The sequence below is a fragment of the Pseudonocardia sp. GCM10023141 genome (genome assembly GCF_042653605.1).
The window spans coordinates 228,737-243,135 of sequence record NZ_JBHSIR010000056.1 but is presented as its reverse complement, the minus strand read 5'-3'; the positions used below and the strand labels follow the sequence as shown (position 1 = coordinate 243,135).

The 14,399-nt window shown below is 71.4% G+C and carries 12 protein-coding genes; 7 read left to right on the top strand and 5 right to left on the bottom strand.

Features of this window, described 5'->3' with window-relative positions; translation table 11 throughout:
- Window positions 1-64: 64 nt before the first annotated feature.
- Together nthA and nthB are read right to left on the bottom strand one after the other, a co-directional pair.
- On the bottom strand, window positions 65-691 hold the full coding sequence (gene nthA / locus ACFPFQ_RS33045; RefSeq protein WP_379625942.1) for a nitrile hydratase subunit alpha: 627 nt from the start codon (window positions 689-691) through the stop codon (window positions 65-67).
- Window positions 688-1,425 (bottom strand): nitrile hydratase subunit beta, encoded by a 738-nt coding sequence (gene nthB, locus ACFPFQ_RS33040; protein ID WP_379625940.1) that lies wholly within the window; start codon window positions 1,423-1,425, stop codon window positions 688-690. The genes nthA and nthB overlap by 4 nt, the downstream gene beginning before the upstream one ends.
- A 196-nt stretch (window positions 1,426-1,621) precedes the next feature.
- On the opposite strand from nthB, the gene ACFPFQ_RS33035 reads away from it, so the two are divergent.
- Window positions 1,622-2,563, top strand: coding sequence for a GlxA family transcriptional regulator (locus tag ACFPFQ_RS33035; RefSeq protein ID WP_379625938.1), 942 nt, complete (start codon window positions 1,622-1,624; stop codon window positions 2,561-2,563).
- A gap of 58 nt (window positions 2,564-2,621) precedes the next feature.
- Here the strand turns inward: ACFPFQ_RS33035 and ACFPFQ_RS33030 are convergent, their stop codons facing one another.
- Window positions 2,622-3,626 carry a TAXI family TRAP transporter solute-binding subunit gene (locus ACFPFQ_RS33030; RefSeq protein WP_379625936.1) on the bottom strand — a complete coding sequence of 335 codons (1,005 nt, stop codon included), beginning with the start codon at window positions 3,624-3,626 and terminating at the stop codon, window positions 2,622-2,624.
- 197 nt (window positions 3,627-3,823) lie between these two features.
- On the opposite strand from ACFPFQ_RS33030, the gene ACFPFQ_RS33025 reads away from it, so the two are divergent.
- From ACFPFQ_RS33025 to dacB, 4 genes are all read left to right on the top strand, one after another.
- Window positions 3,824-5,329 carry an amino acid permease gene (locus ACFPFQ_RS33025; protein WP_379625934.1) on the top strand — a complete coding sequence of 502 codons (1,506 nt, stop codon included), beginning with the start codon at window positions 3,824-3,826 and terminating at the stop codon, window positions 5,327-5,329.
- Between the two features lie 111 nt (window positions 5,330-5,440).
- Window positions 5,441-7,306, top strand: coding sequence for a putative nucleotidyltransferase substrate binding domain-containing protein (locus tag ACFPFQ_RS33020; protein ID WP_379625932.1), 1,866 nt, complete (start codon window positions 5,441-5,443; stop codon window positions 7,304-7,306).
- Between the two features lie 155 nt (window positions 7,307-7,461).
- Entirely contained in the window at window positions 7,462-7,782 is a 321-nt protein-coding gene (locus ACFPFQ_RS33015) for a DUF3040 domain-containing protein (protein WP_379625930.1), read from the top strand.
- 71 nt (window positions 7,783-7,853) lie between these two features.
- A complete protein-coding gene (gene dacB, locus ACFPFQ_RS33010) occupies window positions 7,854-9,437 on the top strand; it encodes a D-alanyl-D-alanine carboxypeptidase/D-alanyl-D-alanine-endopeptidase (RefSeq protein WP_379625929.1) in 1,584 nt (527 codons plus the stop codon).
- 1,006 nt (window positions 9,438-10,443) lie between these two features.
- Here the strand turns inward: dacB and ACFPFQ_RS33005 are convergent.
- Together ACFPFQ_RS33005 and ACFPFQ_RS33000 are read right to left on the bottom strand one after the other, a co-directional pair.
- The gene (locus ACFPFQ_RS33005) at window positions 10,444-11,670 is read right to left on the bottom strand and encodes a M23 family metallopeptidase (protein ID WP_379625928.1); all 1,227 of its coding nucleotides are present in this window, start codon (window positions 11,668-11,670) and stop codon (window positions 10,444-10,446) included.
- A 127-nt stretch (window positions 11,671-11,797) separates the two neighbouring features.
- Complete coding sequence (locus ACFPFQ_RS33000; RefSeq protein WP_379625927.1) at window positions 11,798-12,670, bottom strand: EamA family transporter; 873 nt, start codon at window positions 12,668-12,670, stop codon at window positions 11,798-11,800.
- A 95-nt stretch (window positions 12,671-12,765) separates the two neighbouring features.
- On the opposite strand from ACFPFQ_RS33000, the gene ACFPFQ_RS32995 reads away from it, so the two are divergent.
- Window positions 12,766-13,704: a LysR family transcriptional regulator gene (locus ACFPFQ_RS32995; protein WP_379625926.1), complete on the top strand. Its 939-nt coding sequence runs from the start codon at window positions 12,766-12,768 to the stop codon at window positions 13,702-13,704.
- Window positions 13,701-14,363 carry an NADPH-dependent F420 reductase gene (locus tag ACFPFQ_RS32990; protein WP_379625924.1) on the top strand — a complete coding sequence of 221 codons (663 nt, stop codon included), beginning with the start codon at window positions 13,701-13,703 and terminating at the stop codon, window positions 14,361-14,363. The genes ACFPFQ_RS32995 and ACFPFQ_RS32990 overlap by 4 nt, the downstream gene beginning before the upstream one ends.
- Window positions 14,364-14,399 lie beyond the last annotated feature (36 nt).

The following is a 14,399-nucleotide window of genomic DNA, read 5'->3' as shown; positions in this document are numbered from 1 at the left end:
CAACGATCACCTGCAGCTACCAAAGCTGCCACGCCGTCACACCACCGGGTTCGACAACACCCTCTCAGGCGGGCGACGGTGCGTCGGCCAGCGCGACGCCCATCATCGACTCGGTGGTGACCAACCGCGCGAGCTCGGCCTCGGACAGCCCGTCGGTGCCCGCCGGGCGCTGCGGGATCACGAACCAGCGCGAGTGCCCGCTGGAGTCCCAGACCCGCACCTCGGTGTCGTCGTCGAGCGGCACACCCAGCTCCGTCAGCACCACGCGCGGCTCCCGCGCGGCGCGCGCCCGGAACACCGGATCCTTGTACCAGTAGGGCGGCAGGCCCAGCACCGGCCACGGGAAGCACGAGCAGAGCGTGCAGATCACGACGTTGTGCACGCCGGGCTCGTTGCGCACCGCCGCGAGGTGCTCCCCCTCGGCCCCTGCCATGCCGATCGGCAGGTCGAGCTGCGCGACCGCGGCCGCCGTGTCGGTGACGACGAGCTCGGCGAAGTCCGGGTCGGTCCACGCCCGCGCGACGATCTTCTGGCCGTTGAGCGGCGTCATCTCGGACTCGAAGTAGCCCAGCACCTTGTCGACGGTGCCGCCGGTGATGATGCCCTTCTCGATCAGCAGCGCCTCCAGCGCCCGCACCTGCGCCGCGCTGCGCTCCTCACGGTCGTCGGGGTGTCCGAAGTGGCCGGTCATGACGCTCCCAGGTAGGTCTCGTAGAGCTCGGCGTAGAGCGGGCCGGCGTGGGGTTCGGCCGTGGCGCCCCAGATCTCGTCCGGTTCGAACCGGACGATGTAGACGGACACGGGCTCGCCCAGCCCGTCCGGCCCGGTGGAGCAGAAGTAGGCGTAGTTGCCCTCGAACACGCGCTCGACGCGGCCCCGGTGCCCGCGCAGGTAGCCGGGCAGCCGGGTGTGGTCGGACGCGGGCGGGTTCGCGACCAGCACCGTGTCGCCCACCGCGAACGACGGCGTCGCCGGGCCGCGGCGCGGGGAGTCGCCCTTGCGCAGGTACCGCACCACCTGCTCGTCGATCAGCGGCTCTCCCGGCGCACCGGCAGCCGGCGCGACGTCAGCGGCGGCGTGCATCGCCGCGTCCAGCTCGTCCTGCGTCAGGTAGCCCTGCTCGATGAGATGGGCGGTGATGCCGCCGAGCCACTTCTCGTAGTAGCGGAACCGGAAGTAGGCGAACGGGTTCATCGCCTCGGCGCCCTTGCGCAGGTCCGCCCAGGTCCACGTCGTGGCGAACGTGGTGGGCACCGCGTCCATGTCGTAGCCGGGCAGGGCGTTGCGCAGCGATGCGCTCAGTCCCATCATCGCGGTGTGGATCCCGAAGATCCGCTTCTCCCACTCCTGGACGAAAACGCGTTTCTCGAAGTCGATCGGGCCGTCGAGGCCCTCGAGCCCGCCGAGATGGTGCTGCAGCTTCATGGGTCCACCAGGATCGTCGACGCGGCCGGGCGCGATCGCCCCGGCACGGGAATCGTTGGGTCCGCAGGTTGCGCGCCGGTGACGCTACGGTCACCACAACGACCGCATCGGCCACGATGCCGTCAGATCCGGTCACCACCGCGCCTGACCAGCGCCGCCGTCGGCTCCCACCCGGTCATCCGCCTACCCTGACGGCGTGGACGGTGGCAACCCCGGCAGGCACGGACAGCGGCGGATCGCCGTGCTCGTGTTCGACGGCGTGCGGTTGCTGGACGTGACCGGCCCGCTGGAGGTCTTCGACGTCGCCCGCACGCTCGGCGCCGCCTACGAGATCGCGCTCTGCTCCCCCGACGGCCGCGACGTCACGACGTCGAGCGGGCTGCGGATCGGGGTCGAGCACGCTGCGGGCACGCTCGCTCCCGTCGACACCCTGCTCGTCCCCGGCGGCGAGTGCCTGGTGGCCGCCGGCCCGTCCCGGGAGCTGGTCGAGGCCATCACCGCGCTCGCCGCCGACACGCGGCGCGTCGCGTCCGTCTGCGCGGGCGCGTTCGCCCTCGCCGCAGTCGGGCTGCTCGCGGGCCGCCGCGCCACCACCCACTGGAAGCACACGACGACGCTCGGCAGGCGGTTCCCGACCGTCACGGTCGTGGCCGACGCGATCTACGTGCGCGACGGGCGCGTGCTCACCTCCGCGGGCGTCAGCGCGGGCATCGACCTCGCACTCGCGCTGGTCGAGGAGGACGAGGGCGACGAGACGGCCCATGCCATCGCCCGCGACCTGGTGGTCTTCATGCGTCGTCTCGGCGCCCAGCCGCAGCTCTCGGTACCGGCACGCACCACCCGGCCGCGGCGACGGCCACTGCGGGCACTGTGCGACGAGATCGCCGCGGATCCGGCAGCCGACCACTGCCTCACCGCGCTGGCGGCGCGCGCCGGGATGAGCGAGCGCCACCTGCGCAGGCTGTTCACCGAGGAGGTCGGCTGCAGCCCCACCGCCTACGTCAACGCGGTCCGGCTCGAGGCCGCGCTGGCATTGCGCAACGCCGGGGAGACCGCCGCGTCGGCGGCCCGCCGCAGCGGAATGGGCAGCGAGCAGAATCTGCGCCGGGCCGTGCGTCGCGCCGCGGGTATCGGCTGAACGACCTCCACCAAGAATTGTCGAATTGTCCGTTTTACGCGAATGGACGAGCCGGCACTCAGCCGTTGCCCAATTGCGTGATCGCGGCGCGGGACCCGTCGTTCAGCTGGACCGGAGCGGTGTCGGCGGCCGCCTTCGGGTCGAGCCCCGAGGCTGCCGGCACCGCGGCGACCAGCGCGTTCTTCTGCTGGAAGAGCACCTTCGTGACCGCACACGCGTCGGCGGCCGGGAAGTCGTCGCGCACGAGGAGCAGGTTGGGCAGCGCGATCGTCTTGATGTCGCCCGCGGTCTTGTAGGTGGCGGCGGGGATCGTGCCGGCGGCGTAGACGTCGTCGTCCTTCTGCATCGCGGGGATGAGCCCGCTGATGTCGACGAACTTCAGCGACGCGCCGTCGGAGGCGAACAGGTCGGCGATGCCGCCGGTCGGCAGGCCGCCCGACCACACGAAGCCGTCGATCGACCCCGCCTTGATCGCAGCCGCGGACGCCGCAAGATCGAGGTTCTGGGAGCTGACGTCCTTCTTCGGATCCAGCCCCGCGGCCGTGAGCAGGCGGTTCGCGATCAGCTCCGTGCCCGACGACGCGGAGCCGACGGAGATCTTCTTGCCCCGGAAGTCGGCCATGCTCGTGATCCCCGACGCCGCCGAGACGATCACATGGGTGTAGTCGGAGTAGATCCGGGCCAGCGCCCGGATCTTCTGCGGTTCGGCGAACACACCCTGCCCGAGCACCGCATCCGCTGCACTGTCGGCCTGCGCGAACGCGATGTCGTACTCGCCCGTGCTCAGCTGCTGGACGTTGCGCAGGGTGGAGCCCGTCTGCACGGCGGTGGCCTTGAGCGGCGTGCTCGAGGAGATCTGGGAGGCCAGTGCCGACCCGAGCGCCGCGTAGACGCCGGTGGCGCTGCCGGTGGCGATCGTCAGCGGCCGGGCGCTGGCCTCGCACGCCGCACCGGACGTCGATCCCGAGCCCACCGGGCTGGCGCAGGCAGCCACCGCGAGCAGCGCCGCGCCCACCGCCGTGATCGACAACCGCCTGCCACGCACAGACCTCAGCAACGCCATGGTGTCTCCTCGACCGATCGTGGGCGGGATGGGCGGTTGATCCGTGATCCTATTCCGCCGCCGTGCGTTACCGGAAGTTTTCCGCGATCATCCACCCGCGATACCGGTTCATCTCCTAATGTTCCGATACGCGGCATCGCGGCCCCCGGGCTGCGCTGCGGGGGACTTGACCGCGGTTCTTGAAACAGGGAGGTCGGATGACCGAGACCCTCAACCATGGCGACAGCCTCAACGCCGAGCAGGAGGGTTACAAGCAGTCCCTGGGCAGACGTCAGGTCCAGATGATCGCGATCGGCGGTGCGATCGGCACCGGCCTGTTCCTCGGTTCGGCCTCACGACTGCACAGCACCGGGCCCGCGCTGGTCCTGAGCTACGCCTTAGTCGGGGTCATCGCCTACCTGCTCATGCGAGCGCTCGGCGAGCTGGTGCTGCACCGCGCCACGTCCGGCGCCTTCGTGTCATGGATGCGGGAGTTCTTCGGCGAGCGGGCCGCGTACGTCACGGGCTGGATGTACTGGCTCAACTGGGCGCTCACCGGGATCGCCGAGCTGTCGGCCGTCGGCGTGTACGTCAAGCACTGGCTGCCGGACATGCCCAGCTGGCTCACGGTGCTCATCGCGCTGGCGGTCGTGCTGATCGTCAACCTCCTGTCCGCCAAGGCCTTCGGCGAGTTCGAGTTCTGGGCGTCGGTGCTCAAGGTCGGCGCCATCATCTTGTTCCTCGTCGTCGGGCTCGTCGTGGTGATCGGCCAGTTCAAGATCGGCGGCCACGACGCGGGCTTCCAGAACCTGTGGTCCAACCCCGGCGGCTTCTGGCCGACCGGCGACGGATTCGCCTGGTACGGCCCGATCCTGGTGATGTCGGGGGTCGTGTTCGCCTACGCGGCCATCGAGATGGTGGGTGTGGCGGCCGGCGAGATGGCCGACCCGAAGCGCGAGGTGCCCAAGGCCGTCAACGCGGTGATCTTCCGGATCGGTATCTTCTACTGTGGATCGATCCTGCTGCTCGTCAGCATGCTGCCGACGTCGGAGTACACCAGCGGCACCAGCCCGTTCGTCACCGTGTTCGGGGCGCTGGGCCTGGACTGGATGGGCGACGTCATCCAGGCCATCCTCATCGTGGCGGCCATGTCGAGCCTCAACTCGGGGCTCTACTCCACCGGCCGGGTGCTGCGCAGCCTCGGGATGAGCAAGCAGGCGCCGCCGTTCACGCTCAAGATGAGCGCCTCCGGGGTGCCGTGGGCCGGCATCGTGCTGACGTCGGTCATCTACGTGTTCGGCGCGATCCTCAACGCGATCGACCCCGACGCGTTCGAGACAGCGCTGGAGGCCTCGGCCATCGGCGTGGTCTTCACCTGGGCGTCGATCTTCCTGTGCCAGATCCGGCTCAGACAGCTGTCGAACAAGGGCGTGATCCCGGCAAGCACCTTCCGGATGCCCGGATCGCCCTACACGAGCTGGATCGGCCTGGTATTCCTCGCGCTGGTGATCGTCGGCATGGCGATATCGGGCTGGCTGAGCTCCGACGAGTTCTGGCACAAGACGAACTTCCTGGTGGTCGTCCTGGGCATCCCGATCATCGCGATCCTGCTCTGGATCGGCTGGTTGATCGCGAAACCGAAGGTCATCGCGAACACGGGCGACCGGCTCAAGGCCGTGTGGTCCGACACCGGTCCGACGTACCCCTCCAAGTCCGGATCCTGACACCCACGAGCTCCACACCCGAGCACCGCACGTCCGGCTGTCCCGACATGGCAGCACGGAGGTGCGGTGCTCGCGTCTGTGCCGGGTGCGAAACCTGCCAGGATGGGTGACGTGGACGATCTCGAGGAGTTCCTGGGCGCCAACCCACCCTTCAGCTCCCTGGGTTCCACTGAGCTGAAGCGGGTGGCGGCTGCGGCCGAGGTCGTCGACCACCCGGCAGGCGCGGAGATCATGGATGCGTTCGCCGCCGCGGGTGACGACCTGTTCGTGGTGATGTCCGGCGAGGTCGACATCTGGACCGCCGAGGGCAGCTACGCGGAGCCCGCCGACGAGACCGTCGGCCCCGGCAGTGTCTTCGGCCAGTCCACCGTGCTGACCGGTGCCGCGGTCGGACCGCGCGCGGCAGCACTCGGCCCGGTGCGGCTGGTGCGGATCCCCTGCGGCACGGTCGCCTCGGTGTTCTCCACACCGGACGGGGTCCGGCTGCTCGCCCAGGACATGTTCGACTCCCGCATGCGCGCCCAGGTACCCCCGCGGCTGCGCACCGTCGACGAGCTCGTCGTCTCCGCCCCCGTGCTCGCGGATCCCGACACCACCGTGGCAGCGGCCGCGCGCCTGATGACCGAGCGGTCCAGCGGCTACCTGGCGGTCCCCGACGGCGTCGGCACGTTCGGGCTCATCACCGATGGCGTGCTGCGCGAGCACGTGCTCGCCGCGGGGCGGGCGGCCAGCACGCCCGTCAGCGAGGTCATGATCCGCCACGCCATGACCGTGCGCACCGGCACGCCCACCTCGGACGTGCTGCAGGAGCTCACCGAGCACCGGCTCAACCACCTCCTCGTGATCGACGCCGACGGCGTGCTGCGCGGCGCGGTCGACCCCCAGGACTTCCTCGCGACGCCGTCCGGCGCCGGCGTGCTGCTGCGCGACCAGGTGGCCAGGGCCGATCGGCTCGAGCAGGTCATCACGCTGGCCCGGCAGCTGCCGATCCTGCTCGGGGACCTCGTGCGGCAGCGCCGCGAGGCCTGCGAGATCACGGCGATCTACTCCACCGTCGTCGACGCGATCCAGCGCCGGGTGCTGACGCTCGTGCTCCAGGATCAGCCGGGACTCGACGAGGCCGAGGTCACCTGGCTGCTGCTGGGCAGCAACGCCCGCCGCGAGCCGACGCTGGGCTCCGACATCGACTCCGCGGTGGTGTTCGCCGAGTCGGTGGACACCCCGGCCCGCGCCGCCGCGTACCGCGCCGCGTTCGGCGACGTCGCCAAGGCGTTGCGGTCGGCCGGGCTGCAGGTCGACGAGCACGGCGCCACCCCCAGCTCCCCCACCTTCGCCCGCACCCGCTCGCAGTGGCGCCGGGCCGCGCAGGAATGGCTGCTCAGCCCGCTCGACAACCAGGGCATGCTGATGGCGTCGCTGCTGATCGACGGGCGACCGATCCAGGGCGACCCCACCGCACCCGTCGTCAGCGAGGTCTTCGCCGGCATCCGCGACCACCCGGGCACGATGAAGCTGCTGGTGCAGGAGTCGCTCTCGCACCGCGCCCAGCTGCGGTCGGTGCGCGACGTGCTCGCCGGCCGCGGCGGCACGTTCGACCTCAAGACCCACGCGCTGCGGCCGGTGGTCGAGATCGCGCGCTGGGCCGCGCTCAGCGTCCGCTCGCGGGAGCTGACGACCCGGGCCCGGCTGCTGGCCGCGTCGGGCTCGATGCTGCTGCCCACCGACCAGGCCCAGATCCTCGTCGAGGTGTTCGAGGAGCTGCAGCGGGTGCGGTTGCGCCAGCAGCTCGCCCAGTTCGAACGCGGCGAGCAGGTGTCCGACATCGTGTGGATGCGCCGGCTGGCCCCGCTGGACCGCAGCATCGTGGCCCAGTCGGTGCGCGAGATCTCCACGGTCCAGCGCCGGTTGGCCAACATCCTCCAGTACACCTCGCCCCAGGAATGGGGCCCCGCCGCGGCCTCCACCAGCATCGACTGACGTCGCGTTTCCCGCGACGAACGGTCGGAAGATCGATCGGAGAGCTCGTCCGCCGGTGGCCGCCCGGGGCTGCGCGGTCGACGACGGCAACGGATCGGCCCTGGTGTGGTTGCACTACGCGCCTTGACGATTACGCGGGGCTACCGGAGGTCATCATGCTCAGTGAACAGGACCGTCGCACGCTGCGGGAGATCGAGCTGCAGCTGGAACGCGACACCACCCTTGCCACCACGATGCAGCGCCAGGCGCGCGCGGAACGGTGGGCGCGCAGGCGCCACGACCTCACCGTCGTCGTGGCCGGCGTGCTCGCCACCGTCTGCCTGTTCCTGCCGGGAGCCGCCGGGGCCGGCCTCATGGCCGCCGTGGTCGGGATCGTCGCGTACCTGGTCCGCCGCTGGCGGTTCGCCGGGCAGCCCGGGCCCGCACCGGCCGAGCAGATCGGCGACGGGGTGTCGGGGCAGCGGCCCACCGGCTGATCGGTGTGATCGCCGCGTAACGCCGCGGCCGCACCGAGCGAGCAAGATCTCCCACGGCCAGGAGGTCCTGCATGATCGCGAACCGACGGGCGTTCCTGACGACGGCGGCCGGAGGTGCGCTGGCCCTCACGGCCTGCGGCACGAGCCAGGCCGCCGCAGCGACCCCGCCGCCGACCACCCCGCTCCCCCCGCTGCCGCCCGCGGCGCTCGAGATCATGGGGCGGCCCCGCTACGCGATCAGCCGCTGGTTCGTGCACGTCGCCGACCGCGCGACCGGTGAGGTCCTCGCCGGGCTCAACGCCGCCGACCTGGTGCTGGCGGCGTCGACGACGAAGCTGTGGTCCACCGGCACCGCACTCGACGCCTTCGGGCCCGACTTCCGGTTCCTGACCCCCGTCCACCGCCGCGGCCCCGTGGCGGACGGCACGCTGCACGGCGACCTCGTGCTGGTCGCGTCCGGCGACCTCACCATGGGTGGGCGCGACACCGCGGCGGGCACCATCGCGTTCACCGGGCTCGACCACGCCGAGGCGAACTCCCTCCCCGGAGCCACGCTGACCGTCGAGAACCCGCTCGCCGGCCTCGACGATCTCGCCGCGCAGGTGGCCGCATCCGGGATCAAGGCGGTCGACGGGGACGTCCTCATCGACGCGCGCCTGTTCGACCAGACACCCAAGGACGACTACGTCCTGAGCCCGATCATGATCAACGACAACCTCATCGACCTGACGGTCACCCCCGGGGCCGCCGGCGCGGCCGCCACCGTCACCTCGCGCCCGGTCACCGCCGCCTACACCATCCGGGCCACCGTGGCGACCGTCGCCGCCGGGCAGCCGCCGACCCTCACCGTGACCACCCCGGAGCCGGGCGTGGTCGCGATCAGCGGCGAGGTACCGGCCGGGGCGCCGTTGCTGCGCACCGCGCAGGTGGCGGATCCGCAGTCGTTCGCGCGCACGCTGCTCATCGAGGCGCTCGGGCGCGCCGGCGTGACGGTGACGGCGCCCCCGACCGGCCCCAACCGCGCCGATGCGCTGCCCGCGCCGGGCTCCTACACCGACGCCGACCGGGTGGCGCTGCACCGCTCGCTGCCGTTCTCCGAGAACATCAAGCTGATCAACAAGGTCAGCATGAACCTGCAGGCCGACACCCTGATCATGCTGCTCGCCGCCAAGGCCGGGAAGCGGACGCTGCCCGACGGCATGGCGATCGTGCAGCAGTTCGTCCGCAAGGCCGGCATCGACCCGGCCACGATGTCGCTGTCGGACGGCCGCGGCAACGAGTACACCGACCTGTTCACCCCCGCCACCGTCGGCGCGCTGCTGCGCTACATGTCCACCCGCCCCGACTTCCCGACCTACCTCGCGTCGATGCCCCGCTACGGGGTCGACGGCACCGAGACCACCGTCGTCCCCCCGGACGCCCCCGTCGCCGGCAAGGTGGCGGCCAAGAGCGGCACCACGGTCGCCGAGGACGTCATGAACCAGCGCGCGCTCGTCATGACCCGCGGCAACGCCGGCTACATGACCGCCCGCAGCGGCCGGGAGGCCGTGGTGGCGGTCTACGTCATGCACACCCCGATCGCGGTGATCGACGACGTGCTGGCCATCGCCGCGGAGGTGGCTGGGGTGGTCACGGCGCTGTGGGAGCGGTGGTGAGGGTGTAGGCGGCTTCTCACCCCGCGAGTTGCGCTCAAACGCACCGCGAGTTGCGCTGGATCGGCTCGCGAGTTGGGGTGGCCGAATGGTCGCGTTTCATTGCGTGCTCCAGCTTTTAGGGCCGCCTCGCCGGCGGGGCAGGTCTCCGGGAGGTTGGGGTCGTGTCCTCCGCGCCCCGGTGTGTGCGCAGGCGCGCGCACGGGCTCTCGGCCCGGCAGGGCACGGGGCAGCAGGCGCACGGCTTGCCGCGAGTTGCGGTGGATGGCCCCGCGAGTTGCGACGGAATGACCCGCGAGTCGGGGGTCGCGTTGCGTTGAGCGCCCGGTTTCAGGGCCGCTGCGACGGCGAGCAGATCTCCAGCAGAACTTGCCAGGTCGCACACGGCCAGATGAGCTTGATCAGCGAATGCGGTACCTGAGCTGCATCTATGCACCTCCGGTACCGCACACGGCGATCATGGCCGGTGCTCCGCGGCCGAAGGTGACCGTGGCGCCGGGAGAGACGGCAGCGACGGGGCAGCAGACGCAGGGCTTGCCGCGAGTTGCGGTCAAACGTACCGCGAGTCGGGATGGATCGGCCCGCGAGTCGGGGTCGCCTAATGGTCACGTTCTATTGCGTGTCCCGGATTTACTGCCGCCTCGCCCGCGGGGCAGGGCTCGGCGAGCTCGTCATAGGACGGACGCTCACCCCCAGACACGCCAAGATCATCTCACGGCGATGATCAAGCGCCGCAGGCGACCTGACTAGTTACGCGGCGGCATCACCGCACTCAGCAATCTGGTATTGCCGTGCACCCACCATCACATGGTGATGCACAAAGAAGAATGGGAAGTCACCATCACCAACGGCTTCCCACTCTTCCACCCACCACCGTGGATACGAGGCGGCCCGCGCCGCAATCAGATGCATCGCATCGATCCACCCATGAGCGCCTGAATGAACGCGCGCACCCTCCCCGAGACCTGCCCGCCGGCGAGGCATCCGTGAACGCGACGTCTCCCGTGGCCTACGAGCAGCCGAACGTCACCACGTTGCGGTCGAGCGGCATCTGCTTCTCGTGCTTCTGCGACGGGTCGGCCGCCGCGACGAAGGGCAGCTTGCCGGTGGGCTGCAGGCCGAGGACGTCGTCCCAGATCCGCTCGGTGACCTGCCCGTCGAGGGTGAAGCAGTCGAACGCGAACGGCGGCCTGTCGGTCGGGAAGAACGTCGGCTCCGTCATCACCTGGAAGTGCAGGTGGGGGGTGGTGGAGTTGCCCGAGCTGCCGATGGCGCCGAGCACGTCGCCGCGCTTGACGCGGTCCCCGGTGTGCACGGCGACGCTGCCCGTCTTGAAGTGGGCGTACATCAGGTAGACGCCGGGCTCGATCATCACGATCACGTGGTTGCCGATGGTGTCGGCGATCGGCGGGATCGGTGGCGGCTCGGGCAGCGAGGTGGTCTCCGTCAGCCCGTCGAGCGCGTCGACGACCACGCCGTCGGCCGCGGCGATCGCCGGCTGCTCGTAGCTGCGGTAGCTCGTGAGCTTGCTCGGGTCGCCGGTCCACGTCACGTGCTGGTCGTCGAGCAGGTACCAGTCGATCGCGAACCGCTGCGCCACCAGGAACTGCCCGTTGATGGGCGCCAGCCCGCGACGGTGGTGCGTGTCGTCGGCGCAGCAACCGTCGCTCGCGTACCACTGCCCGCCCCGCACCGGCGGGCCCAGCACCACGGCGGGCTTCTTGCCGGTCGTGATCGGTGCGACGTCGGCCTCGATCGGCTTACCGGCCCCGCCGCCCGGCGCCACGATGGTGCTGGCGATCCGGTGCACGAGCGCTGCCGGGGTCGCCCCGGTGTACGTGACGTCGAGCCAGACCACAGCCGTGCTCGACGCCGGGATCGACGTGGCGGGAGCGCTGGGGTCCGTGGTGCCCTCGTCACCGGTCGGGCCGCCGACGAGGTTGCTGTTGGCCGCGAGGTCGGCGGCGGCGAGGGTGAGCAGCGCCTGCCGGTTGCCGGCGTCGAGCACGTCGATCCGGTCGAGGCGCACCGGCACCCCGGTCGCGTTCGTCAGCAGCAGCTCGTAGGCCAGGTGCGTCTTGCCGTCGGTACCGAGCACCGGTGCCGGTGTCGTCATCGTCGAGGCGACGATCGGGGTGAACCGGGTGTCGGGGGCGATGCCGCCCGGTGGCACCGACGGCGACGGCGCGGCAGCCGACGACGTCAGCGCCGGGCTACCGCAAGCGGCCAGGACCATCGGGACGACCAGGAGCGCGGGCAGAAGACGCTGCAGGAGCGCACGGCGCATAGGGGTGCCTCTCGTGACGGCCCCCGCACCACTGCCATGACGTGTCGTCAGCGTAGCGCGGCGGCACCGGCAGAACCTATCCGACGGGCGTGCCTTTCGTCGGATCGTCACCGGATCGTGCGCCGGTCCGTTCGGCACCGATCCCGGCCGCCACCACCAGCGCGATGCCCGCCACCGCCGTCGCACCGGGCACCTGGTGCAGCAGGACCAGGCCGATCACCAGCGCCACCGCCGGTTCCAGGCACATCAGGGTGCCGAAGGCGCCGGTGGTGAGCCTGCGCAGCGCGAGCAGCTCCAGGCTGAACGGGACCACCGGCAGCAGCACGGCGAGTCCCAGCCCGATCAGCAGGAGCTCGGGCGTGATCAACCCGAACACCGATGGCCCCGCCACCGCCGTCGCGACGAGCCCCGCCACCGGCATCGACACCGCGAGCCCCCGCAGCCCCGCCACCTGGTCGCCCACACGCTGCGTGAGCAGGATGTAGGCGGCCCAGCAGAGCGCGGCCCCGAGCGCGAACGCCACGCCGACCGGGTCGGCGCCGCCCTGCCAGGGCTCGGTCAGCAACACGACCCCGACGGCGGCGAGCGCGGGCCACCACAACCCGGCGCCCCGGCCTCGCGCGACGGCGACCCCGAGCGGCCCGAGGAACTCCAGCGCGCTCGCCGTCCCGAGCGGCAGCCGCGCCACCGCGGCCATGAACAGCAGCGTCACGCCCGCGGTCACGACGCCGAGCGCGATGCACGCCAGCAGTCCGGTGCGGGTGAACTGGGACGGTCGGGGGCGCACCAGCACCAGCAGCAGCACACCGGCCCACGCCAGCCGCAGCCACGCGGCACCCTCGGGACCCACCTGATCGAAGAGGCCGACGGACACGGCGAGCCCGAGCTGCACGCACAGGATCGACGCGACGGCCATGCCGACACCGGCACGGGCCCGGGAGCGAGACATCGACGCGACCACCCGGCCAGTAGACGCTCCCACGACCGTTCACGTCCACGTGTGAATGATGGACATACCGTGCAGAAATCCCGAACAATCAGATGATGGAGACCCGGCGCCTGCAGCTCCTCCTCGAACTCTCCCGGCTGGGCTCGATGCGCGCGGTGGCCGAGTCGCTGGACATCACCACCTCCACCGTGTCGCAGCAGATCGCGGCGCTGTCGCGCGAGATCGGCGCGGTGCTGCTCGAACAGGACGGCAGGCGGGTCCGGCTCACCCCGGCCGGGCAACGGCTGGCCGCGCACGCCGTGACGATCCTCGCCGCCGTCGACGCGGCACACCTCGACCTGGACCCGGCGGCCGAACCCGCCGGCACGGTGCGCGTCGCCGGGTTCGCCACCGCGATCCGGCGGTCGCTGCTGCCGATCGCCGCGCGGCTGGCCACCGACCACCCGGGCGTCCGCCTGCTGATCCACGAGCACGAGCCCGCCGAGATGACGGCGCTGCTCGCCACCGACTCGCTCGACCTGGCGCTGAGCTACGACTACAACCTCGCGCCCGCCGGGTTCCCGGCATCGGTCGAGCGGACACCGCTGTGGGCGACGCCGTGGAGCCTCGGGGTGCCGGCCGGAGCGGCGCCGGTCCGGCCGGGGAGCGCGGCCGAGGTGTTCACGCACTTCCGCCGCCACAGTTGGATCGTCAACTCCCGCAACACCGCCGACGAGGACGTGGTGCGCACGATCGCGTCGCTGGCCGGCTTCGAACCGGAGATCACCCACCGCGCCGACAGCCTCGACCTGGTGCAGGACCTCGTCATCGCCGGGATGGGGGTGGGCCTGCTGCCGTCGGACCAGCCGGTGCGGCCCGGGGTCGCACTGATCGCCCTGCGCGACCCGGACGTCCGGCTGCGGGCGGCACTGCTCGTGCGCCGCGGCCGGGCGGACTGGCCGCCGCTGGCGCTCGTTGTCGATCTGCTCACTGCGACCCCGGGAGCGGCGACCCCGGGAATGCCGTCCGAGCGGTCGGGGTTGGCGCGAGCATGAGGATCGGAATCATCGGTGCAGGCCACATCGGCGGCACACTCACCCGCAGGCTGGCCGAGCTCGGCCACGACGTCCACGTCGCGAACTCGCGCGACCCCGAGACCCTCGCGGACCTCGCGAAGGAGACCGGCGCCACGGCCGTCTGGGCGGCCGACGCGGCCACCGACGCCGACGTCGTGATCATCAGCATCCCGCAGAAGAACGTGCCCGACCTCGCCGCCGGCATCGTCGCGAAGGCGAAGCCCGGCGCCCCGGTCATCGAGACCAACAACTACTACCCGCAGCAGCGCGACGGCCGCATCGACGCGATCGAGAACGGCCAGCCGGAGAGCGCGTGGGTCGCCGAGCAGGTCGGCGCCCCCGTGATCAAGATCTTCAACGGCATCTTCTGGAAGCACCTGCTCGAGCGGGGCAAGCCGGCCGGCACCGAGGGCCGCATCGCGCTGCCGATCGCCGGTTCCGACGGTCCGGCCAAGCAGGCCGCGTTCGAGCTGGTCGACCAGCTCGGTTTCGAGCCCGTCGACGGCGGCACGATCGACGAGTCGTGGCGCCAGCAGCCCGGAACGCCCGTCTATGGCAAGGACTTCGACGCCGAGGCGACCCGAGCCGCGCTCGCCGAGGCGCCGGCGGAGCGACCCGCGGAGTTCCGCGCGAGCTGATCGGCTCTACGGTGGGGTCCACGGCGAACGAGGGGG

Excerpts from the sequence above, each read along its gene's own strand:
- nthB (WP_379625940.1), bottom strand. The coding sequence starts at position 1,425 with ATGAAGCTGCAGCACCATCTCGGCGGGCTCGAGGGCCTCGACGGCCCG.
- ACFPFQ_RS32995 (WP_379625926.1), top strand. The coding sequence starts at position 12,766 with ATGGAGACCCGGCGCCTGCAGCTCCTCCTCGAACTCTCCCGGCTGGGC.
- ACFPFQ_RS33000 (WP_379625927.1), bottom strand. The coding sequence starts at position 12,670 with ATGTCTCGCTCCCGGGCCCGTGCCGGTGTCGGCATGGCCGTCGCGTCG.
- ACFPFQ_RS32990 (WP_379625924.1), top strand. The coding sequence starts at position 13,701 with ATGAGGATCGGAATCATCGGTGCAGGCCACATCGGCGGCACACTCACC.
- ACFPFQ_RS33025 (WP_379625934.1), top strand. The coding sequence starts at position 3,824 with ATGACCGAGACCCTCAACCATGGCGACAGCCTCAACGCCGAGCAGGAG.
- ACFPFQ_RS33015 (WP_379625930.1), top strand. The coding sequence starts at position 7,462 with ATGCTCAGTGAACAGGACCGTCGCACGCTGCGGGAGATCGAGCTGCAG.
- dacB (WP_379625929.1), top strand. The coding sequence starts at position 7,854 with ATGATCGCGAACCGACGGGCGTTCCTGACGACGGCGGCCGGAGGTGCG.
- nthA (WP_379625942.1), bottom strand. The coding sequence starts at position 691 with ATGACCGGCCACTTCGGACACCCCGACGACCGTGAGGAGCGCAGCGCG.
- ACFPFQ_RS33030 (WP_379625936.1), bottom strand. The coding sequence starts at position 3,626 with ATGGCGTTGCTGAGGTCTGTGCGTGGCAGGCGGTTGTCGATCACGGCG.
- ACFPFQ_RS33005 (WP_379625928.1), bottom strand. The coding sequence starts at position 11,670 with ATGGTCCTGGCCGCTTGCGGTAGCCCGGCGCTGACGTCGTCGGCTGCC.